Origin of the sequence: Actinomyces sp. Z16 (genome assembly GCF_003111765.1) — a bacterium.
GTDB lineage: Bacteria > Actinomycetota > Actinomycetes > Actinomycetales > Actinomycetaceae > Actinomyces > Actinomyces glycerinitolerans.
In genome coordinates this window covers 746,670-767,033 of record NZ_CP027862.1, presented here as the reverse complement: position 1 = coordinate 767,033, position 20,364 = coordinate 746,670, and the positions used below count along the sequence as shown (strand labels likewise).

19 protein-coding genes and 1 pseudogene are annotated in these 20,364 nt (G+C 65.1%); 3 read left to right on the top strand and 17 right to left on the bottom strand.

Going from position 1 to position 20,364, the window contains the following annotated elements; translation table 11 throughout:
• Positions 1–21: 21 nt before the first annotated feature.
• From C3B71_RS16870 to C3B71_RS03035, 3 genes and pseudogenes are all read left to right on the top strand, one after another.
• Positions 22–186 (top strand): annotated as a pseudogene (locus C3B71_RS16870) (HTH domain-containing protein); the annotation flags it as partial.
• Between the two features lie 9 nt (positions 187–195).
• Positions 196–1,920: a BglG family transcription antiterminator gene (locus tag C3B71_RS03040; RefSeq protein WP_234416069.1), complete on the top strand. Its 1,725-nt coding sequence runs from the start codon at positions 196–198 to the stop codon at positions 1,918–1,920.
• 107 nt (positions 1,921–2,027) lie between these two features.
• Positions 2,028–2,348 (top strand): PTS fructose transporter subunit IIB, encoded by a 321-nt coding sequence (locus tag C3B71_RS03035; RefSeq protein WP_073327685.1) that lies wholly within the window; start codon positions 2,028–2,030, stop codon positions 2,346–2,348.
• A gap of 103 nt (positions 2,349–2,451) precedes the next feature.
• Here C3B71_RS03035 and C3B71_RS03030 read toward each other — a convergent pair whose 3' ends face one another.
• From C3B71_RS03030 to C3B71_RS02950, 17 genes are all read right to left on the bottom strand, one after another.
• Positions 2,452–3,402: a sugar-binding transcriptional regulator gene (locus C3B71_RS03030; RefSeq protein ID WP_234416068.1), complete on the bottom strand. Its 951-nt coding sequence runs from the start codon at positions 3,400–3,402 to the stop codon at positions 2,452–2,454.
• Between the two features lie 136 nt (positions 3,403–3,538).
• The gene (locus tag C3B71_RS03025) at positions 3,539–4,492 is read right to left on the bottom strand and encodes a transketolase family protein (RefSeq protein ID WP_073327686.1); all 954 of its coding nucleotides are present in this window, start codon (positions 4,490–4,492) and stop codon (positions 3,539–3,541) included.
• Positions 4,489–5,367 carry a transketolase gene (locus C3B71_RS03020; protein ID WP_108966062.1) on the bottom strand — a complete coding sequence of 293 codons (879 nt, stop codon included), beginning with the start codon at positions 5,365–5,367 and terminating at the stop codon, positions 4,489–4,491. Before C3B71_RS03020 ends, C3B71_RS03025 begins: the two co-directional genes overlap by 4 nt.
• Positions 5,368–5,414: 47 nt before the next feature.
• On the bottom strand, positions 5,415–6,398 hold the full coding sequence (locus C3B71_RS03015) for a sugar phosphate isomerase/epimerase family protein (protein WP_073327688.1): 984 nt from the start codon (positions 6,396–6,398) through the stop codon (positions 5,415–5,417).
• 80 nt (positions 6,399–6,478) lie between these two features.
• Positions 6,479–7,948 (bottom strand): FGGY-family carbohydrate kinase, encoded by a 1,470-nt coding sequence (locus C3B71_RS03010; protein WP_108966060.1) that lies wholly within the window; start codon positions 7,946–7,948, stop codon positions 6,479–6,481.
• Positions 7,949–8,112: 164 nt separating this feature from the next.
• Complete coding sequence (locus C3B71_RS03005) at positions 8,113–9,117, bottom strand: D-ribose ABC transporter substrate-binding protein (RefSeq protein ID WP_199912560.1); 1,005 nt, start codon at positions 9,115–9,117, stop codon at positions 8,113–8,115.
• A 44-nt stretch (positions 9,118–9,161) separates the two neighbouring features.
• On the bottom strand, positions 9,162–10,283 hold the full coding sequence (locus tag C3B71_RS03000; protein ID WP_073327691.1) for an ABC transporter permease: 1,122 nt from the start codon (positions 10,281–10,283) through the stop codon (positions 9,162–9,164).
• Positions 10,280–11,875, bottom strand: coding sequence for a sugar ABC transporter ATP-binding protein (locus C3B71_RS02995; RefSeq protein ID WP_108966058.1), 1,596 nt, complete (start codon positions 11,873–11,875; stop codon positions 10,280–10,282). The genes C3B71_RS03000 and C3B71_RS02995 overlap by 4 nt, the downstream gene beginning before the upstream one ends.
• Positions 11,872–12,525, bottom strand: a complete 654-nt coding sequence (locus C3B71_RS02990; protein WP_108966056.1) for a DUF2291 family protein — start codon at positions 12,523–12,525, stop codon at positions 11,872–11,874. Before C3B71_RS02990 ends, C3B71_RS02995 begins: the two co-directional genes overlap by 4 nt.
• 224 nt (positions 12,526–12,749) lie before the next feature.
• Positions 12,750–13,667: a PfkB family carbohydrate kinase gene (locus tag C3B71_RS02985; protein WP_108966053.1), complete on the bottom strand. Its 918-nt coding sequence runs from the start codon at positions 13,665–13,667 to the stop codon at positions 12,750–12,752.
• 15 nt (positions 13,668–13,682) lie between these two features.
• Positions 13,683–14,129, bottom strand: a complete 447-nt coding sequence (locus tag C3B71_RS02980; protein WP_199912559.1) for an RbsD/FucU family protein — start codon at positions 14,127–14,129, stop codon at positions 13,683–13,685.
• Positions 14,130–14,510: 381 nt separating this feature from the next.
• Positions 14,511–15,407, bottom strand: a complete 897-nt coding sequence (locus C3B71_RS02975; RefSeq protein WP_108966049.1) for a carbohydrate ABC transporter permease — start codon at positions 15,405–15,407, stop codon at positions 14,511–14,513.
• Position 15,408: 1 nt separating this feature from the next.
• A complete protein-coding gene (locus C3B71_RS02970; RefSeq protein WP_073327698.1) occupies positions 15,409–16,326 on the bottom strand; it encodes a carbohydrate ABC transporter permease in 918 nt (305 codons plus the stop codon).
• 74 nt (positions 16,327–16,400) lie between these two features.
• Positions 16,401–17,675 carry an ABC transporter substrate-binding protein gene (locus C3B71_RS02965; protein WP_108969478.1) on the bottom strand — a complete coding sequence of 425 codons (1,275 nt, stop codon included), beginning with the start codon at positions 17,673–17,675 and terminating at the stop codon, positions 16,401–16,403.
• Between the two features lie 151 nt (positions 17,676–17,826).
• Positions 17,827–18,861, bottom strand: coding sequence for a LacI family DNA-binding transcriptional regulator (locus C3B71_RS02960; protein ID WP_083565354.1), 1,035 nt, complete (start codon positions 18,859–18,861; stop codon positions 17,827–17,829).
• An 89-nt stretch (positions 18,862–18,950) separates the two neighbouring features.
• Positions 18,951–19,565, bottom strand: a complete 615-nt coding sequence (locus C3B71_RS02955) for an MBL fold metallo-hydrolase (RefSeq protein ID WP_159097626.1) — start codon at positions 19,563–19,565, stop codon at positions 18,951–18,953.
• 35 nt (positions 19,566–19,600) lie between these two features.
• Positions 19,601–20,359, bottom strand: a complete 759-nt coding sequence (locus tag C3B71_RS02950; RefSeq protein ID WP_199912558.1) for a DsbA family oxidoreductase — start codon at positions 20,357–20,359, stop codon at positions 19,601–19,603.
• Between the last annotated feature and the right edge of the window lie 5 nt (positions 20,360–20,364).

The window sequence follows — 20,364 nt, the reverse complement described above, 5'->3', positions numbered from 1 at the left end:
ATACAGGAGGTGAACTGAGCCGTGAGGCGCTATTTGGAATTACTCGGCCTCATACGTGAAGATTCGTACGTAACCACCTCGCACCTTGCCCAAGTGCTGGGCGTGAGCTCGCGAACCATCCGGTCCGACATTGCACAACTCAACGATGAGCTCCGCACATGGGGAGCGAGAGTAACCTCCACCCCGCGAAAGGGCGTGACGCTGGTCGTATGCAACAGGCAGAGGTATTCCCTCTATCGTCCCGAGTACGAGCAGTCGGACCTAACCCAGGACGAACGGACTCGCCAGATAGCGGAGTACCTTCTGACCGTCGAGAAGCCGGTCTTGCTGGACGACCTTGCGGACATGCTGCATTTCAGCCGCTCCACTCTCAAGCGGGATATGCGGGAGGTACGCCAACTTCTGGGCGAATTCGATCTAACCATCGACAACCGCGCATATCACGGGATGAGAGTCCACGGCGAGGAAGTGGGCATCCGCAACTGTCTTGCCCACCTCAAGAGAGTAGTCTGCCTCAATAACGACAGCGCCGAAGGAGACGAGCTAGCAGCCCTGCGCGCGATTGTCACTAGGCAAGTGACCGACCATCATTTCCAAATCTCGGACATTGCCGTCGAGAATCTTGCCGTGCACCTGTACATCGCGATCAAACGCGTACGCATGGGCAATCGCATCGAACTGGACCCGCAGATGATCTCCGAGCTGGCACGGGAGACCAAGGGCGGCAGTATGGACGTAGCGACCGAGATATTGGAACAGGTCGAACACGCATATGACGTCAGCTTTCCCCAGGGCGAGGCGTATAACTTTCTGGCACGCCTCTCCGGCAAACAGATCGTGAGCCTCGACGACGCGACGGCGAACACGATAGTGACCGAGGAGAATACGCGCCTGGCGTTCAGCATGCTCGAGAGAGTGCGCGAGAGCTATCAAATCGACTTGCGCTACGACATTGAGTTGGTCACCACCCTCGCAATGCATCTGGCACCCCTGAGAACGCGCATGAAGTACGGACTGCCTTCCGTGAATCCGCTACTTGATGAGATCCGCCACAGTTATGTGCTGGCATTCAGCATGGCGACCGTTGCTTGCAGCGTTCTCGAGGGGGAATTGGGATACGACGTGCCCGCGGACGAGGTCGCCTATGTGGCCATGTACCTGTCGGTCGCTCTCGACCGTCATCGCGACAAAACCGATGAGAAGGACAACGTGCTGGTCGTGTGCGGGAGCGGAAGGGCATCCTCCGAGATGCTCGCGCACAGGATTCGCGATCTCTTCGGCAGATATCTCAACATCGTCGGGACGACGAGTGCACACGAACTCGGCCGGGTCGACTTCAGCGATATCGACTATGCATTCAGTACCGTGACCATCGAGCATCCGATCCCGGTGCCAATCGTCGAAGTCTCCACATTTCTCGCCGATCGCGACGTCAGCAACATTACGCGCGCACTCTCCGAAGGAAGAATGAGTCGCCTCGCGACGGAACTCATTAATCCCGACCTGGTCTTCTGGGGGAGTTTTGAGAGCAAGGAAGCAGTCATCTCCTTCCTGTGTCGCAAGATGAAGGACTGTGCCGACCTGCCCGATGATTTCGAGCAGCTCGTATTGGAACGCGAGGAAGCCGGCACGACGGCCTTCGGCAACCTGGTTGCCATCGCGCACCCGATTCGGGCCGTGGGAGCCGAGGACATTCTCGCCCTGGCCGTCCTCAGACACCCGATCGACTGGGGCGGCGAAGACGCCCAGCTAGTCTTCCTTCTTTCGATAGGACAGAAGAAGTCACGAGGCTTGGCGAGTTTCTATCGCATGATGAACAGCCTCGTCGGCAGCAGGCCGTATGTCGAGCGTCTCATCGCATCTAAGAGCGTGGAGGAGGTCAGAAGGACGCTACGCCTTGTGGCAGAGGCCGGCGCCTAGGAACAGCAATAGAGTCGATGACACGTGCTCGCCATCTGGAGGGCACGCAGTGAAGAACAGTACGTAGAACTTCCAGAACAATCACGAAAACAGAAAGGAATTATGCCATGAAGATCGTCGCAGTTTGCGCTTGCACGGCCGGCATCGCCCACACCTACATGGCCCAGGAAGCCATCGAGCAGGAGTGCGCCAAGCGTGGCATCGAATGCAAGGTCGAGACCCAGGGGGGCATGGGCATTGACAATGAGATTGAACAGGACGAGGTAGACGAGGCGGATGTCGCCATCCTGGCCGTTGCCGTTGGCATCGAGATGGAGGAACGCTTTGACGAGAAGCGCGACGCGGGCAGGCTCCTCGAGGTAGACCCGAGCGTGGCCATCAAGAAGACTCCCGATCTCATCGAAGAGGCTGTTGCCCTGGCCGGGTAGGTCGAGAAGCGGCTCGTTTGTCGGGCCGTGTGCGCTGTACCTTTCCCGTGTGTGGGAAGGGTGCGATGGTGTGTTCTCGCCCCGCCGCCCGTCGTCAGTCGCGTCATTCCTCCAGCAGTGCGCGTGCCGTTGCGGCGTCGGTGATAAGCACGTTCACCCAGCCGCCGCGTAGGGCGGCGTGGATGGCGGAGTGTTTGCGCTTCCCGCCGGCCGCCGCCACCCTGCGCGGGATGGCGCGTAGCTGATCGGCGTCGGCTCCCACTAGGCGGCGGTCAAAGTCGGAGTCCACGTGGGCGCCGTCGGCGTCGAAGTAGCGCAGACACACGTCTCCAACGGCGCCTGCCGCGCGCAGTTCCTCATGGTCGGCGTCGGAGAAGATGTTGCCGGACTGGCGCAGCAGCGCGGAGGGCTCGAGGCTACCGATGCCCACCAGCGCAATGGTGACCTGCGGCAGTAGTTCGAGAATGTGAATGACGGAGGGGTCGTTGCGCAGCTCGGCGGCCGCGGCCGGCGTACCCAGCACGGCCGGCGAGGGGAAGAACTCGGGTGCGGCACCGGTGGCCCGGGCGAGTAGATCGATCATGCGGGTGGCTTTTACCTGCACGGTGGGGTTACCGATTCCGCCGAATAGCTGTACGACGGCGGAGGCAACCTGGGTTCGGAAGGGCTGCAGCCTCTCTATCGCCGCCAGCCAGGTGGCGCTCCAGGACGACAATCCGATGACGTCGCCGCCGGTGAGCGTGGTCTCCAGGTAGGTGGCTGCGGCTGCCGCGAGCGCGTTCTCGATCGTGGTCTCGTCCTCGCCGGCGTCCACCACCACGCACTCGTCCAGCCCGTAGCGGGCCTCGATCTCCTCCTCCAAGGTGGTGAAGGTACCGGCGGGCAAAGTGACAACGGTGCGCACAATGCCCTCGTCGGCGGCACGTTTCAGCAGCCGGGAGACGCGCGGTTGGGAGACGTGCAGCTCGGCCGCGATTTCTGATTGCTTGATGCCGCGCTCGTGATACATGCGTGCTATGCGGGCCATCAGCCGCAGTTGGGCATCATCGTTCACCGGAGTGGTTCCTTTCCCCGCAGCAGGGCTTAGAGCCTAAACTTATCGCGATTAAGGGCATTTCGGGGAAAGGGTTGCGGCCGGGACCAGGTTTTTCGCCTGGTCCCGGCCGCGTTCAGGTCACGCCGGGTATCCGCTAGGCGAGCAGCTCCTTGGCGGCGGCCGTGATGCCGTCGGCGCTGATCCCCCAGTGGTCCATGAGCCAGCCCTCCGAGCCGGTGGGCGCGAAGGTGTCTGGGATGCCGATTCGCTTCACCGGCACGGGCTGGTTGGCGGTTACCAGTTCGGCGACCGCGCCCCCGAGCCCACCGGCGGTGAGTCCCTCCTCGGCGGTTATGATCCGGCCCGTCTCACGAGCGGCGGACAGCACCGCGTCCTCATCGAGCGGCTTGACGCAGGCCATGGACAGCACGCGCGCACGGATTCCCTCCTGGGCAAGTGCGTCCGCAGCGGCGAGTGCCCGGTGCAGCACGGTGCCATTGGTGATGATGGTCAGGTCGTCACCATCGCGCAGCGTGGTTGCCCGTCCCGGGGTGAACACATAGTCATCGGCGTGTACGGCGGGCACCTTCATCCGTGAGATGCGGATGTAGACGGGGCCGTCGTGCTCGGTAACCGCCCAGCGGACGGCGGCAGCGGTCTCGACCGGATCGGCGGGAACGATCACCGTCATGTTGGGGATGACCCGCATCCACGCCACGTCCTCCGCACTGTGGTGGGTACTGCCGAGTTGTCCATAGGCCAGGCCCGGGCTCTGGGCGGTGAGCACCATGTGCCGGTATGAGTAGGCGGCGTCGATCTTGACCTGCTCCATCGCCCGGGCGGACAGGAAGGAGCCGGCGCATGAGACGATCGGTAGCCGGCCGCCGCCCTCGAGTCCCGCGGCCACGCCCACCTGGTTCTGCTCGGCGATGCCCACATTGATAATGCGCTCGGGGAAGCGTTTGGCGAACCCCCCGAGCTTGGAGGAGCCCACGGAGTCGTTGACGACGGCGACGACGCGCTCGTCCGCTTCCCCCAGTTCCGTCAGGACGTCGGCGAAGGCGTCACGGCAGTCGTACAGGGCGTTCGCTTCGGCGATGGCGGTCATGCCAGTGCCTCCAGTTCTGCTAGTGCCTGCTCCACCTCGGCGTCGGTGGGCAGCTTGTGGTGCCAGGCGACGGCGTCGGACATGAAGGAGATCGGGTGTCCCTTGTGAGAGTGGGCGATGATGAAGGTGGGTTTGCCGGAGGCGGCTGGTACGGCGGCGAAGGCATCCAGCAGGGCGCCGATGTCGTGCGCGTCAACATCCACCACCTCCATACCGAAGGCGCGGGCCTTGTCATCCAGCGGAGTCAGATCGTTGGTGTCTTCCGTGGTAGCGCCCTGCTGGAGGTGGTTGCGATCGGCGACCACGCAGAGGTTCGCCAGGCCGCGCTGGGCGGCGAACATGAGTGCCTCCCAGTTGGAGCCCTCCTGCAGCTCACCGTCACCGGTCAGGACGAATACACGGCGGGGAGAGCCGACCAGCTGGGCGGCGATGGCCTGGCCGACGGCGATCGGCAGACCGTGCCCCAGCGGCCCGGTGTTGGCCTCCACGGCATCCACATACAGCCGGTTGGGGTGGCCGTTGAGTCGGGACTCGGGCTGCACGAAGGTCTCCAATTCGGCCACATCCAGCAGGCCGGCTGCGGCGAGTGTGGTGTACAGGGCGCAGGCCGCGTGTCCCTTGGAAAGGATCAGGCGGTCGCGCTCGGGGTCATGCAGGTTCTCCGGGGTCACATTCAGGACGTGGAGGTAGAGGGTTGCCAGTACGTCGGTGATGGAGAATTCACCGCCGAGGTGGCCCATGCGAGCATTCGCCACCAGTGTGAGGTCCTTGCGGCGGATGAGGCGCGCTCCCTCCTTGATGTGCGCGATCACCTCCTCCCGGCTCATGTCGGGCGTGGTGCGCCCGACTACGGGCAGTTCAACAGAAACTGTCATGGTTCTTTACTCCTAGAGCATTGGGCGTGATGGGGCGGCCCGGAGCCTCAGGCCATGCAGGTCAACAGCGCGTCCTGCACGACCCGCTGCGCGGCAAGCGGATCCTGGCGGGCCTGGGCGTCGGCGAGGGCGGCCTCGTCGAGGTTGTCCAGGGCGCGGTGCAGGGCCTTGAGGAAGCGGATGGAGGTGCGGGCGTTGTCCACCACGTCCTCCCGGAAGGGGAACTGGTCGAGCTGCCAGACCCCCTCCCAACCGTTCTTCTTCAGCGTGTAGAAGAACTCGAAGATCTCGGTGATGTGGACGGTGCCGACGACCATGTCGTCGTCCCAGCCGCGGTAGTTGTCGTTGACATCCATGCCCCACAGCAGGCCGTGGTCGATGAGCAGCTGGGCGGCCTCGGCCGGGGCCTCACCGCCGAACAGGGCGTGTCCGAAGTCGAGGAGCACGCCGACGTTGTCCACACCCATCTGCTGGATACCGAGCACGGTCTTGGCCGCCGAAGACCAGAACATGTGCGTGCGGGGCTCGCGGGGCTTGTACTCGATGACGAACTTCAGGTCGGGATTGGCCTTGGCCAGATCGCGCATGCCCTCCACGGCCAGCCGGTTCAGTTCCCGGTAGTCCACCTGGAAGGGGTAGTCGAAGCCGTCCTGCCCGGGCCAGATCTTGACATAGCGGGCGCCGAGTTCGCGCACGGCGTCGGCGGCGCCCTGCATGATCGCCATGGCTGAGGCCCGCTTGTCCGGGTCCGGGTTGGTGAAGGCGCCCATTTGGTGCTCACGCAGGTAGATGTCCGGGGTGACGCCGATGGCCTTCAGGCCGGTGCGCTCCAGAGCCGCCTTGACGTCGTCGAGGCTCACGCCGGCCGTGAAGGGGTAGTTCAGGTCCACGTAGCTGATGTCGCCGACCTCGGCGGCCAGTTCGATCTGCTCGATGGTGGAGCGGGGGTCGCCGTAGCCGTCGGTGGCGTAACGGTCCACGTAGGTGGCGAAGTTCCACAGGCCTGCGCCGAAAACGGGGGTGTCAGACATTGTTTGTTCAACTCCAGTCGTTGTTGTGTCGGTGTATCGGTGTTGGTGATCTTGTCGGATGGTTGGTTGATGACCGCCGGTCAGGCGGGCACGGCCCGGGAGCGAGCCAGCGCGTCGCGCCATTGTGAGCGTGCGGCCGCGCGGGCACCGTCCTCGAAGGCCGGGCGGTAGCGACTGCCCTCCTGCTGCGCGACCGCCGGCAGCTCCCAACCCAGTCGGGTGAAGCCCATGAGGGCGGCACCCAGGGCGGAAACCTCCGCGTTGGCGGCCACGACCACGTCGCGGCCGAGCAGGTCCGCCTGGCACTGCATGAGCAGGCGGGAGGCGGTGGCGCCGCCGTCGGCGTGGAGAACCTGCAGGTCGGAGGTGTCCAGGGCGTCCACGACGTCGGCGATCTGGTGGGCGACGGCCTCAAGGGCGGCGCGCGCGACGTGGCCACGGCTCGTGCCGGCGGTGAGCCCGGAGATGATGCCAACGGCCTGGCGGTCCCACCAAGGAGCCCCCAGTCCGGTAAAGGCGGGCACCAGACTGACGCCGCCGGAGTCGGGCACGGTGGCGGCCAGCTCATCCAACTCGAGGCCGGGCTTCACGCCCAGCAGGCGGGCGGTCCAGTCCATGGCGGTGCCGGAGGCAACGATATTGCCCTCGTGCCCGTACATGGGGGCGTCGGTGAGCCAGGCCAAGGTGGTGGATACCCCGGTGCGGACGGAGCGGTCCGTGCCGGAGGGAATCATCACCGATGAGCCCGTGCCATAGGTGGCCTTGCCCTCGGCGGTGTTGCGGCAGCCGTGGCCGAACAGGGCGGCATGGGAGTCCCCGAGCACACCCACGATCGGCACGCCGTCGGGCAGGAAGTCCAGCCCGGCGGTGACGCCGAAAACGGCGTTGGAGGCGACGACGTCGGGCAGCGCGGCACGATCGATGCCGAACAGCTCGCACATGGCGGGCGACCAGTCGAGCGCGGCGAGGTCCAACAGAAGCGTCCGGGAGGCGTTGCCGGCCTCAATGACGTAAGCGGACTGACCGGTCAGGCGGCTTACCAGCCACGCATCCACGGTGCCGATGCGCACCGGCCCCGAACCGACCTGATCAAGCAGGTAGCGCATCTTGGGCGCCGAGAACATGGGATCCAGGCTCAGGCCGGTGGTGGAGGCGACGGCGAATTCACGCTCCGGGGAACGCAACCAGTCGCAGAACTCGGCGGTGCGAGAGTCCTGCCAACCGAGCATCGGGGCCAACGCCCGGCCGGTGACGCCATCCCAGGCGACCACGGACTCACGCTGGTTGGAGATGGTGATGCCGACCGGCGTGCCCACGACCCCGGCCAGGCACTCCCGGATGGCGGCGCACTGGGCGGCCCATACGGCGTCCGCATCCTGCTCCACCCAGCCGGGGCGTGGGTAGGAGACGGCGACCGGAGCCGAGCCGGAGGACAGGATCGCGCCGTCTGGGGCGATGGCGAAGGCCTTGGCGTTGGTAGTGCCCTCGTCGAGGGCGAGGACGTAGGGACCTGCCGTTCCCCCGGGCGCATGTCGAGCCGCATCGCTCATGCAGCGCCTCCTTTCCTGCGTGCCGAGCGCGACCAGCGCTTGGCATTTTTATTCCTCGTTGAATCTAGATGTGAGCCTAGCAGGTGCCGCCGTGGTTGGGAAGCCCCGGGCCGAAGCCGATTCGGCCCGGGACCTCCTCTGACCGCGGCGCGAGCTACCGACACTCACTCCTCTTCAAGTTCGAAGAGCGTGTAGCGATCAGCGTTCGACCCGTCGATCAGGATGCAGTCCACGAGCTGCTTCTCCTTCTTCCCGGTCTCGCCGTTCTTAATGAAAGCGTCCGCCTGCTCCACGGCCATCTCGGAGATGTGCACAGCCGGCTGCATACCGGTGGCGAGCATCGTGCCCTCCTTGATCGCCTTGACAGCATCCGGAGAGCCGTCGAAGCCGATCACCAGGATGTCGTCGGTCTTACCGGCCTGCTGCACCGCGGCGACGGCGCCCACCGCCATGGTGTCGTTGCCGCAGATGATCGCCTGGACGTCGGCGTCGCGCTGGAGCAGCGTCTCGACCTTCTGATAACCGAGCTGCTGGTCCCAGTCGGCCGTCTCGGTACCGACCAGTTCCATGTCCGGATATTGGTCGAGCACGGAATGGAAGGCCGTGGACCTGACCTGGGCGTTGGTGTCCGTCTCCCGTCCGAAGAGCTCGTAGTAGCGACCCGCCCCCTGGAGGGTGTCCGCGAGCTTTTCCGCAACGAGCGCTGCACCCTGGGAGTTGTTGGCCACGATCTGTGCGGCGGCAAGGCCGGAGGTATTGATCTCCCGGTCGATCAAGAAGACCGGGATGCCCGCCTCAACGGCCTTGCGGACCGCCCCCTCGGTGGAGTCGGCGCCCGCGTTGTCCACGATGATCGCCGCGGCATTCCGGGAGATCGCGGAGTCGAACAGCTCGGACTGCTTGTTTACGTCGTCGTCGTGGGAGAAGGCGTCGGCGGTGTAGCCGAGCTTCCGAGCGGCGGCAACGGCCGCCTCGGCCTCCGTTTTGAAGAACGGATTGTCATGCGAAGGCGTGATGACCGCGAAGTAGTTGGAGTCACCGCCCGCGGAACAGGCGGCCAGGCCGGGCAGGAGGGGGATCGTGAGCGCTCCGAATGCGCCTGCGCGCAATACGGTGCGGCGAGGGATCGGGCTCATGGACGAGCTGATGGAGGTGATGGTAGATGTCATGATGGGTTCCGCTTCTTCTCTGCTTGTTTCACAGTTCGACGGGATCAGGCGGAGGCGTCGCCGGGACTGACCTCGGCCCGCTGAATGCGGGCGGCCTCCCGTTTGACTTCTTGTGCGGCCTGGGCGGCGGCACGAGAACGCTCGAGGCGCTGCTGCCCCTGGTCGAGCATCACGGCCAGGACGATGACCAGGCCCTTGAGGAAGGTCTGCCAGAACGAGGACACGCCCACGAGGACCAGGCCGTCGTTCAGGAAGCCGATGACGAAGGCGCCGATGAGGGCGCCCTTGACGTCCCCGCGCCCGCCCGCAAGCGAAGCCCCGCCGATGACGACGGCGGCGATCGCGTTCATCTCATAGGTCTCACCGGCAGCCGGTGCGGCGGCGGTGAGTTCGGAGGCGATGATGAGTCCGGCCAGGGCGGCCATGCAGCCGGAGACCATGTACACCCGCATCTTGACCCGCTTGACGGGCACACCGGAGAGCTCGGCGGCACGCTCATTGCCGCCCACGGCGTAGAGCCAGCGGCCGAAGGGGGCGCGGGCGACCACCAGGGCGACGACGATCGCGAAGATGATCATCAGCCAGACGCTGGTGGGCAATCCGAGCGGCCGGGACACCCCCAGGAAGGAGAATCCCGTGTTGCCGAAGGCCTCCTCGCCCGCCAGGTCCGGGTAGGTGGCTCCCTTGGAGATGAGCAGCGCCGCGCCGCGCGCCATATACATGGTGCCCAGGGTGGCGATGAAGGGGGCAACGTTGAATCTGGTGATCAGCAGCCCGTTGATCGCACCGACGAAGGTGCCCACCACCAAGGCGACAATGACGACCACCAGCACCGACGGGTAGGCGTTGATGTCAAAGACCGACAGGTGCATGCCCTTGAGCATGACGCCGGCGATAACGCCGGACAGGCCGACGATCGATCCGATGGACAGGTCGATGCCGCCGGTAAGGATGACCAGCAGCATGCCCAGGCTGAGCAGCGCGTTGTAAGCCACGTGCTTGGTCATGGTCACCAGGTTGGTGGCCGTCAGGAAGGAGTTGGACAGCGAGGCGAAGATGACGATCAGCACGAGCAGGGCGATGAAGGCGCGCTGCGCCATCAGAAACTCGCCGATGCTCCGATTGCCTATGCGCAGGCCGGACTTGTGGGTGGATGCGGGTGTCATGCTTGGTCCTCGTCCTTTGTGTCACTCGTCGCGGCGTTGTCTGCGCTCGCGGCGTCGTCGTCGGTAGCTGTGATCTGTTCGCCGGTCGCGGCCATGACCTGGTCGCGGGTGGTGGTGCGCGGGTCGAAGTCGGCCACGATGCGTCCGCGGGCCATGACGATCAGGCGGGTGGAGGCGCCCAGCGCCTCGGACAGTTCGGAGGTGGCGAAGAGGACGCCGACCTTGGTTCCCGCCACCTCGGCCATGGTGGAGAAAATGTCCGACTTGGCGCCGATATCGATTCCGCGGGTGGGCTCGTCCATGAGCAGCATGCGGGGTGCAGTCATCAGCGCCTTGGCGATGACGACCTTCTGCTGGTTGCCCCCGGAAAGGGAGGTGATCCCGATGCCTGGGGACTCGGTCTTGATGCGGACGGCCTCGATGCCGTGATTGATCTCCTTGGCCTCCTGCTTGCGCTTGACCTGCCCATTGCGGGTGAGGATGCGCAACGCCGCCAGGCTCATGTTGCGGCCCACGCTCATGAGTTGGACGATGCCGTCGGCCTGCCGATCCTCCGGGGACAGGACGAGTCCGGCGTCGATCCGCTCGCCGATTGGAGCATTGGATATGTCCTGCCCATCGAGCAGGATCCGGCCGGATGCGGCGGTATGCCGTCCCGCGAGCGTCTCCAACAGTTCGGTGCGCCCGGCACCCATGAGCCCATAAATGGCAACGATCTCCCCCTCACGCACCGTGAGTGAGAGGTTGTCAACCGCGATGCGCGACGGGTTCGCGGGATCCGGCACCACCAGGTCCTCTATCTCCAGGATCGGCTCGCCGGGAGTAGCGGTGATCGCCGTGAACAGATCGGATTGATCCCGTCCCGCCATGGTCTTGACGATCCAGGGCAGGTCCACGTCCGCCATGGGCGCCGTGGCCACGTGCCGGCCGTCGCGCAGGATGACCGCGGTGTCCGCGATCTCGAGGCACTCGTCCATGTGGTGAGAGATGTAGACGATGGCGACGCCGTCCGCGGTCAGTTCGCGAATGATGCGGAAGAGCACCTTCACTTCCGTGGCCGAGAGCGCCGATGTGGGTTCGTCCATGATGAGCACGCGCGCCCCCTCGACGAGGGTGCGGGCGATCTCGACGAGCTGCTGCTGCCCCAGCCGCAGGTCGCCCACGAGGGCGTTGGGGTCGATCGGCTCTTCCAGGCGTGCGAGCGCCGCGGCGGCCTGCTCCCGCTGCCGGGAGCGCGAGATGCCTGTAGGTGAGGCGATCTCACGGCCGAGGAAGATGTTGTCAACCACCGAAAGATTGGGACAGAGGTTGAGTTCCTGATGGACGATGGCGACTCCGTGCGCAACGGCATCGGTGGTGTCGGTGAAGGTGATGGGCTCACCGTCGAGCTCGATCGTGCCAGAGGTCGGCGGCTGCACTCCGGAGAGGATCTTCATCAGGGTGGACTTGCCGGCGCCATTCTCTCCGATGAGGGCCACTACCTCGCCCCGGTGAATCTCGAAGTCGACGCCGCGCAAGGCGTGAGTCGCCCCGAAGGCCTTGGTGATGTCGCGGCCGGCGAGGACGACGGGGGCGTTCTCGCTTACGGTCATGACGCCACCTCAATAGAGACGGGGGTGATGACGACGTGCGCGGAATCGGAGTATGCGAAGGCGCCGACCACCGTGATCTTCTGGCCGATCATGGAGTTCAGGTCGTTCTCGGTGAGCACTCCTGCCTTAAGGGGATCGTTGAGGGAGAGTCCCACCTGGGCGTAGTCGATCTGGTTCTCAAACATGTCGAAGGTGACCTCACCGGTAACGTCTCGCAGAGCCGTGCCCATCACGGCGGGACCCGTCTGGACGGAGACGGTGACCCCCGAGGGCACGCCGTCGACCGCTAGGTTGACCTGGCCGAAGCCGCCCTCCTCCACGGTGCCGGTGGTGGTCACAGCGAAGGTGTACGCGGCCTCACCGTCACGGTGGCCGAGCTCCTCGCTGGTGCCCTCCTCGTCCTCCTGGAGATCTTCGAGCAGCCCCGCCAGGTCGGTGGCGTTGTCATTGACGTACGCAATGGTGGAGTCGTAGTGCTCGTTGGCGTATGCGACGGGATCCGTCGATCCGGCTGTGAGCACGGCTTCCGCCTCCTCCGGGGTCATGAAGGTGGTACCGAAGAAGCAGATGGCGAGTATCACCACCGCTCCGACGACCTTGAAGATGACACCCCAGGGGCGCCCGCGTCGTGTCTTGTTAGTTCGTGCCACCGCTTGAGCCTCCTCGCTCTGTCGTGGCGGATTCGGGACGATCCGCCTGCGTTGACATATTCATTCGTCCATGAATGACAACTCTAGTGTCGCCCGCGGTCTCGTTTCTGTCAACTTCATAACGGCGGTTGACTCCTGGGAGGGACACGAGCGCAGAAACAGCTCGGGGCCAGCCGACGTCCGGCGGGCCCCGAGCTTCTGTGGCGCACTCACGCCGCTGCGGTTCAGATCCCAATGGGTTCGATGGCACCGTAGGAGGCGGCCGCGCCTGCGGATAGCACCGCCGCCGAACCCGCCCGCATGGCCTCCGCCACGGCCCGTTCAAAGTCCAGCCCAAGTGTCAGGGCAGCCGCCAGCGCGCCGACGGAGGCATCCCCCGCACCGGTGGTGTCGACCACCGGACCCGCGGAAATCGCGTCAACGTGTGCGGCCTGTGGACCACCGGCAACCGCGGCGTCGTACCAGACGGCGCCGGCGCCCCCGAGCGTAATCAGCACGCGACGCGGCCCCCGCTCGGTCAGCTGGGCGGCGGCGTCAAGCGCCTCCGCAGCGCCGCGCGGGGCGGGACGACCGAGAACCAGACCGGCCTCGGTCTCATTGACCACGAGGATGTCCACCGCGGCGAGATCCTCCGCGGCGATGCCGTAGACCGGCGCGAGGTTGAGAATCGTCGTCGCCCCGGCCCCGCGAGCGGAGGCGATGGCGGCCGCATTGGCGGCGGCCGGAATCTCACCCTGGAGGACGACGACGTCTCCTGCTTGCAGAGCTGCGGCGTCGACCTGCTCGGAGGCGACCCGGCCGTTTGCACCCGCGTCAATGAGAATCGTGTTCTCCCCGGTGGCGGACACGGTGATGAAGGCGGAGCCGGTGGTCCCCTCATCTACCAGCAGGCCGCTCACATCGACACCATGACCGGCAAGTTCCTCGCGCAGCGCTGGGCCGGCGGCGTCAGAGCCGACGCGTCCGACGAAGCGGACGCGGGCGCCGGCATGGGCTGCCGCGGCGGCCTGGTTGGCACCCTTGCCGCCGAGCCGATAGCTGAGGGAGCGCGTATACAGGGTCTCCCCCGGCTCTGGGAAGCGGTCAACGGTGACCGTGACATCCTGGTTGATGGAGCCGATTACAACTACATGCGCGGACATATCGTCCCCTCCTTGTCAGTCCTGCGGCCCAAAGCTCGGCAGCACGCCCTTGGTGAGCAGATAACAGCCGTAAGGCCGGGTCTCCTGGGTGTGAATGACCGCGGAGGCGGAGCGAGCGGCCTCGTAGAAATCGAAGCGCTCCATTGCGGAACCGGAGATCTCGCGGCCCTCGAGTTCCGTGGCCACGGCGAGGACGTCGCGGGTCACCTCGCGCAACTCGGTGTCGCCCTCGCCGACCATGTAGCGCACGGGGGCGTCGACGAAGGTGTCGAGCGGCATGAGCTCAACCACCAGCCGCACGGCCTCGGGACTGTTCAGCGAGGGCATGGGGATGACCGGCCGGCCGGTGGCGTAGGCGGGGTAATTGGAATCGACGACGGCGATGACGTCGCCATGCCCCATACGGGCCAGCACGCCCAGCAGTTCGGGCGTCATCAGGGTATTGATTCCTTTGAGCATCATTCTCTCCTTTGAAGGTAGTGCCGACGCTGGCGGCACCTTAACGCTGCCTGGGTTCCGGGGTCCCTCGCGCGCCCCAGGGTCTCGAAGGCACCTGGCGTGACGGGTCGACGTACGTTACGGTTTCGTCATTATCCCCTGTTAGTTCCTGAAAGGGCCAGTTGATGATGGATGACGGCACCCGCATTGTCACAAACGGTGACAAACGAGCCCGGGACGTCGGCCCACGACTCACGAAACGTTGGAATCATGCGGCTGCGAAAACCAATCCGGGCACCGAGTCCGACGTTTGTCACCATTTCGGACACCGCTGGTCACCGGACGCCCCACCCCCAGCTCCCCGTCGATCGCCCGACGCCGAGCCCGTCGATGCGGCCGGCGCGCTCAGCCCTTCACCGCCCCGGAGAAGGCACCGGAGACGAAATAGCGCTGGAAGAGCAGGTAGACGATCAGCACCGGGATCGCAGTCATAATGATGAAGGCGTTCAGCGGCCCGTAGTCGGTGCCGTGCTGGGCGGAGAAGTTCTGCACGGCCAGCGGGATAGTCGCCATCGATCCTGATTGCAGAATTGTGGAGGCCATGGCGTACTCGTTCCAGGTAGACACGAAATCCAGGACGAACAGAGCAGCCAGCGTCGGCTTGATCAACGGGCAGCAGATCTGCCAGAAGATGCGGAAGGTGGAGGCGCCGTCGAGCCGGGCGGACTCCTCGACCTCATCGGGTATGGCTCGGAAGGAGCCATAGAGCATGAAGACCTGGTACGGCACGCCAAAGGCGAGGTACGGCAGGATCAAGCCCACGTAGGTGTCCAGCAAGTCCGCCTTCAGCAGCAGTTGGAACATGGGCCCGAGGGCAACCTGGATGGGCACCATAGAGCCGACAGCGAAGACGGCGACGACCCACTTGGCCCGCCGCATATGGATACGGGCCAATGCGTAGGCCGCGAGTGCTGCGAGCAGCAGGCCCAACGGCACTTTGATGACCGAGACCAGCAGACTGTTACTGCCACTGATCCACAAGTCACCGGTGTCGACGGCGTCGGCATAGTTGCTCCAGAGCCACTGCGAGGGCAAACCGAGCGTAGATCCGCTCGCCAGGTCCGCTCGACTCTTGAAGGAGGTGAGCAGCATGACGGCGAAGGGCACCAGCCAGAACGCAGCCGTGATGAGTAGCGCGACCCACAGGCCGATGGTGACCCAGTCGCGCGGCGGCCGGTTCGGTGCGGCGACTGCCCCGGCATCGGAGCCGACGGCGGTGCGGGCCACAGGAATAGCAGTCATCTCAGTCCTCCCCCTTCATGGACCAGGCCAGGTAGGGAACCACCAGGCACAGCGAGAGAATCAGCAGGACGGTGGCGACGGCACCACCGGCCCCGAAGTTGTGGTTGGAAAAGGACTGCTGGTACGACCACAGGGCGAGAACCTGACTGGACTGCGCCGGCCCTCCCCCGGTCATGCCGACCACCAGGTCGTAGACCTTCAGCGAGTTGATAATGGTCAGAATGACAACGACGACGGTCGTCGGTCGCAGCGCGGGCCAGGTCACGTTGCGGAAGACCTGCCAACGGCCCGCCCCATCAACCTTGGCCGCGTCCACGAGCTCGGCCGGCACGGATTGCAGACCGGCGAGGAAGAGCACCATGTTGAAGCCGACCCCCTGCCATACCGAGGCGACAAAGATGGAGTACAGGGCGGTGCGTGGGTCACCCAACCACTCGTGGGCCAGTCCGCCCAGACCGACCGCTTCGAGTACCTGGTTGATAACGCCCATGGTGGGGTTGTAGATCCACCGCCAGATCGCTGCCACCGTGATGGATGCGAAAACGCTCGGGATGTAGAAGATCGAGCGGAAGGCATTGCGCCCCCATATGCGCTGGTTGAGGGCTAGGGCCATGAGGAGGGACAGCACCATGGGGATGGCTACCGATAGCACCACCCAGATCATTGAGTTCTTGAGGGCAGTCCAGAACACCGTGTCCTGCGTGAGCAGGTACCGATAGTTCTTGAGCCCGACGAATTCCTGGGCGGCGGTGGCGTAGCCGGACCAGGAGAAGAAAGACAGCCGTACCGAGTCAATCATCGGATACAGCAGAAATATGCCGTACAGCAGGGCCGCCGGGGCCAGGTAGGGCAGGGAACGCAGCACGCGGTGCTGTTTGATGGCCCGTACGGGCGCTGACGCCGTTTGAGCTGTTGCCATGAGAAGTTCTTTCGCTGAGCTTGTTGCGCGGATCGGACCTGAACTGGCCTGTCCGCTCGCGCGGTACCGGCCGATCAGGAGTTGGCGTCGATGAACTTCTGCATGGCCGGGCCGGCCTCCTCCGGGGCCATATCACCGATGAGGACGGCGTTCTGGATGCGCCAGTACTCGGTCGTCTCATCCAGACTGAGGGCCTGGTCGAAGTTGTTGTACATCTCCTCCGAGGACTCCAGGATCGGGGGCCACAGTGCGTCGAGTGGGTTGGCCTCGGAGACTTCGACGTCCTTATTCACACTCACAGCCGCCCAGGCACCGCCGCTGCCGCCCATCTGTTCAGCCGAGGTGACGAAGTCGAGGAATGACGCGGCCAGGTCAGCCTTCTCGGTGTTGGCGTTGATGTAGAAGCCCTCGCCGAATCCATACAGGCGTCCGGTTCCTGTGGGGAAGGGGAAGATGCCGACCTCTTCGGGGTCCATTCCGTTGTCCACACACTGGGCGTCGAACCACGTGCCCTCCAGAGCCATGGCTGCCTGCCCGTTCCAGAACAGCAGGCTGGAGTCGTCATTGGAAATGGACATGTAGCCTGCGTTGAAGTAGTTATCCGCCCAGGTCTTGAGTTCGGTGAAGGCCTCGGCTACACCTGTCTCGGTGTCCCAGCCCGTCTTGTCGGTGACCAGGGTTCTGGCGACGTCGGCGCCGCATTTGGTTTCGATCAGTGAATCGAGCAGACGCATGACGTGCCAGTTGACGGTGCCGCCGAACTCGATCGGCGTGATGCCTGCGGTCTTGAGGGCGTCGCAGGCGGCGATGAGCTCGTCATAGGTGGTCGGCTCGGCGGCGATGCCGGCCTGTTCGAACAAGGTCTTGTTGTAGTACAGGCCCTGTGCCTGCAAGGTCCAGGGGATGCCGTGGTAGCCGCCGTACTGGGTGATGCCCGCCAGGGATGCGGCGGTGAAGCGGTCCTCCCAGCTGTACTGCTTGTAATAGTCGGTCAGGTCCAGGCTCATACCCGCCTCGACAAGATCTCCTCCTAGTCCCGGTCCCTCCCAGTACCAGTAGATGTCCGGTCCAGCGTTGGTGCCGGAGACCTGACGCATGGACTCCTTGAGTGAGTCGGTGGAGTGTGTCTCGTACTTGACGGTCACGCCGTTAGCCTCTTCGAAAGCGGCAACCAGGCGGTCGATGTCCTGCTTTTGGGAGTCCTCGAGTGCGCCGAGCCAGAGGGTAAGGGAGTCCGCGCCACCGCCCGACGCCCCTCCTCCCTGGCGTCCGCAGGCGGCGAGAGCGCCGGCAGTGAGGAGGGCGGTACCGAGCCCGATGGCGTGACGGCGAGTGAGAGTTGTTTTCATGATGTCCCCTGTGGCGTTGAAGCTGTCGTGCGGCTGCAGTGCCGGACAACGGCAGGTCTCATGTTCATTCAACATTGAATGAACACTGTTAAGCATAACAGTCTGCGCTCTGCTGTCAAGGGCTGCGGTTGCGTATTCGACCGAGGTCGACTCAGCCCAGCGCGCCCAGGTATCCGGCCGTCGAAGCGCGCACCACCAACTCGGGCCGCGGCGCATCGTCGTCGTAACTGACGCCGGTTACATCGGCGACGGCCCGACGCAGCGCTACCTCACCAATCCGCTCGAAGTCGATACGTGCAGTTGTGAGCGGAGGATCCATGAACTGTGCGTCGGGCATGTCATCGAAGCCTGCAATCGCATAGTCGCGGGGCGCTATGAGTCCCCGCTGGCGCAGTGCACTGATGAATCCCAGAGCAATGGTGTCGCTTCCCGCGAAAACGGCGGAGAACGATCCCGCCTCCACCCGCCCAGCACATTCGGCTCCGGAGGCGGCGTTCCACTCACGACTCTCCAGCACCGGCAACCCCTCCAGGCCGGCGGCGGTCATCTCCGCCTCGTAGGCGCGCCGCCGGGCGACCGCCTGTGCCCGGTCGGATGGCCCCGATATGTGCAGGATCCGGCGGTGCCCCAGCGCGATCAGGTGCCGCATGACCGCACAGGAGGCCTCGTAGGAGTAGGGGCCAACGGCGTCTACGGCCTTGTCAGGCAACTCCGCCAGAGTTACTAGCGGGACCGCGCCATCCACGTAATCAATGATCCGCTTGATGCTGTCATACGGGGAGCCCACGATCAGGGCGTCCACGCGCATGGACAACAGCGTGTCCACCTCTGTCAGGAGTGCCGCCCAGGACTCTGCGCTTGTGGCGGGATCGCGTTCCATGTGGGAGATCATCACCGCCTGTCCGGCCTCCCGAGCCGCACGCGTCAAGCCGCCCATGATCCCGGAATTGCCGTAATTGAGCGGCCCCAGCAGCACTAGCCCGATCAGGTTCGTGTGCCGCGCCTTCATCTGCAGCGGAATGCGATTGCGCACGTACCCCAGCGCATTTACGGCGGCCTCCACGCGCGCACTGGCGTCGGCAGAGACATATCCGCCGTTGAAGTAACGCGAGACGGTCTGAGCGGACACTCCGGCGGCACGACCGACGTCGACCATGCTGGGTCGCCTGCCTTCCACGCGCGCCATGCTGCCCAAATCCTTCTCGGTTGCTCCCGGCCGCACCGAGCCTTCTCGTCGCGGCTTGCCCTATGCCGCTCAGGGTAGTCGGCCCCGAATCACTCGGCCGCGTCGCACCGTCGTACCGCGCGTCTGAGGCGCGCGACCGTGATGGGGAGGGAGTGTCCCGACAGCAGTTCCGTGCCATCGGGGAGCGTGAGCAGCCTGATCTCCAGGCTCTCACGGAGCTTGCCCGCATCCCCCGTCGGAAAGATGGTCAGCCCGGGGCCTCCCTCGTAGACCGTGTCACCAACCACCGCGAAGCCGGCCTGTTCGCAGTAGAAGGCGCAGGAGTCATCGGTATGCCCGGGAACGTGCAGGACCTCGAGTTCGACGCTCGATCCCTCCCCCAGGGCCAGGCGGTCGCCGTGTTGGAAGTTCTCCACACCGCGGACCCGCAGGGGCGCGCCGTGGGCGGCGGACAGGTTCAGATCGGGGTCGCCCAGGTAGCGCTTGGATTCCGCATGCGCCAGCACGGGGACGCCCAGGGCAGCGCGCAGCTCATCCACGGCCCCGACATGATCGAAGTGGCCGTGCGTGAGCACGATGGCCTCCACGGTCCACTGATGCCCGCGCACGGCACGCAGAAACAGGTTCGCCTGGGCACCGGGGTCGATCAGGAACGCATGTCGCGTGACCTCGTCGACGACGAAGTAGCCGTATGTGGCAAACACGCCCCGGGCCAGAAGCGGGCGAACCTGTACCCCCATCAGATCGCGCACCCCTCCGGGCCGCAGGCGCCGCCCTCGGTCGTGTCCTCCGCGAGCGCCGCGTCGCGCGCGTTTGTGAGCACGCGGGTCATCTCCTCGATCGGCTGGGCCCCCGAAATCGTGTACTTGCCGTCCACCACGAAGAACGGTACGGCGTTCACCCCCATGGAGTGCGCCTCGCGCTCATCGGCACGCACGGCGTCGGCGTACTCGTCACTGGACAGCACGCGCTCCACGTCCACCTCCGGCAGTCCGGCCTGCTTGGCCAGGCGCCGCAAGACGGCGTGGTCGGACATGACCTCGTTGTCCACGAAGTAGGCGTGGAAGCAGAGTTCCTCGAAGCGGGTGTTGCCCTGCTCGTGCGCGAGCTTGGTGAGCCGGTGCGCATCGAACATATTGGTGTTGCGCGTGGTGGCGTAGTTGAAGTCGATGCCTTCGGCCCGCCCCATCGCGCTGATGGAGTCGATGCGCTGGCGTGCAGCCGCCCTGGTCAGCCGGTACTTCCTGGCGAAGCGGTCAAGCGTCGTTCCCTGCACCTCGCGGGGCGCGTCCGGGTAAAGCTCGAAGGCCTTCATCTCCACCTCGACGTCGTCGGCCAGGCCGAGCGACTCGATCGCCTTGTGCAGGCGGGTCTCGCCTACGTAGCAGTACGGGCATGCGAAGTCCGACCAGTAGGTCACCTTCATGTGTTCCTCCTCGGGGTTGTGGGCGCCGGCGCGCTGCGCGCGGCCTGCGCATCTGGAGCAACTGTCACTCATGGCGC

What these genes read in the sequence shown, in the direction of transcription:
- C3B71_RS03035 (WP_073327685.1), top strand. Translation starts at nt 2,028, where the DNA reads ATGAAGATCGTCGCAGTTTGCGCTTGCACGGCCGGCATCGCCCACACC.
- C3B71_RS03025 (WP_073327686.1), bottom strand. Translation starts at nt 4,492, where the DNA reads ATGACCGCCATCGCCGAAGCGAACGCCCTGTACGACTGCCGTGACGCC.
- C3B71_RS03020 (WP_108966062.1), bottom strand. Translation starts at nt 5,367, where the DNA reads ATGACAGTTTCTGTTGAACTGCCCGTAGTCGGGCGCACCACGCCCGAC.
- C3B71_RS03015 (WP_073327688.1), bottom strand. Translation starts at nt 6,398, where the DNA reads ATGTCTGACACCCCCGTTTTCGGCGCAGGCCTGTGGAACTTCGCCACC.
- C3B71_RS03010 (WP_108966060.1), bottom strand. Translation starts at nt 7,948, where the DNA reads ATGAGCGATGCGGCTCGACATGCGCCCGGGGGAACGGCAGGTCCCTAC.
- C3B71_RS03005 (WP_199912560.1), bottom strand. Translation starts at nt 9,117, where the DNA reads ATGACATCTACCATCACCTCCATCAGCTCGTCCATGAGCCCGATCCCT.
- C3B71_RS03000 (WP_073327691.1), bottom strand. Translation starts at nt 10,283, where the DNA reads ATGACACCCGCATCCACCCACAAGTCCGGCCTGCGCATAGGCAATCGG.
- C3B71_RS02995 (WP_108966058.1), bottom strand. Translation starts at nt 11,875, where the DNA reads ATGACCGTAAGCGAGAACGCCCCCGTCGTCCTCGCCGGCCGCGACATC.
- C3B71_RS02985 (WP_108966053.1), bottom strand. Translation starts at nt 13,667, where the DNA reads ATGTCCGCGCATGTAGTTGTAATCGGCTCCATCAACCAGGATGTCACG.
- C3B71_RS02980 (WP_199912559.1), bottom strand. Translation starts at nt 14,129, where the DNA reads ATGATGCTCAAAGGAATCAATACCCTGATGACGCCCGAACTGCTGGGC.
- C3B71_RS02975 (WP_108966049.1), bottom strand. Translation starts at nt 15,407, where the DNA reads ATGACTGCTATTCCTGTGGCCCGCACCGCCGTCGGCTCCGATGCCGGG.
- C3B71_RS02970 (WP_073327698.1), bottom strand. Translation starts at nt 16,326, where the DNA reads ATGGCAACAGCTCAAACGGCGTCAGCGCCCGTACGGGCCATCAAACAG.
- C3B71_RS02965 (WP_108969478.1), bottom strand. Translation starts at nt 17,675, where the DNA reads ATGAAAACAACTCTCACTCGCCGTCACGCCATCGGGCTCGGTACCGCC.
- C3B71_RS02960 (WP_083565354.1), bottom strand. Translation starts at nt 18,861, where the DNA reads ATGGCGCGCGTGGAAGGCAGGCGACCCAGCATGGTCGACGTCGGTCGT.
- C3B71_RS02950 (WP_199912558.1), bottom strand. Translation starts at nt 20,359, where the DNA reads ATGAGTGACAGTTGCTCCAGATGCGCAGGCCGCGCGCAGCGCGCCGGC.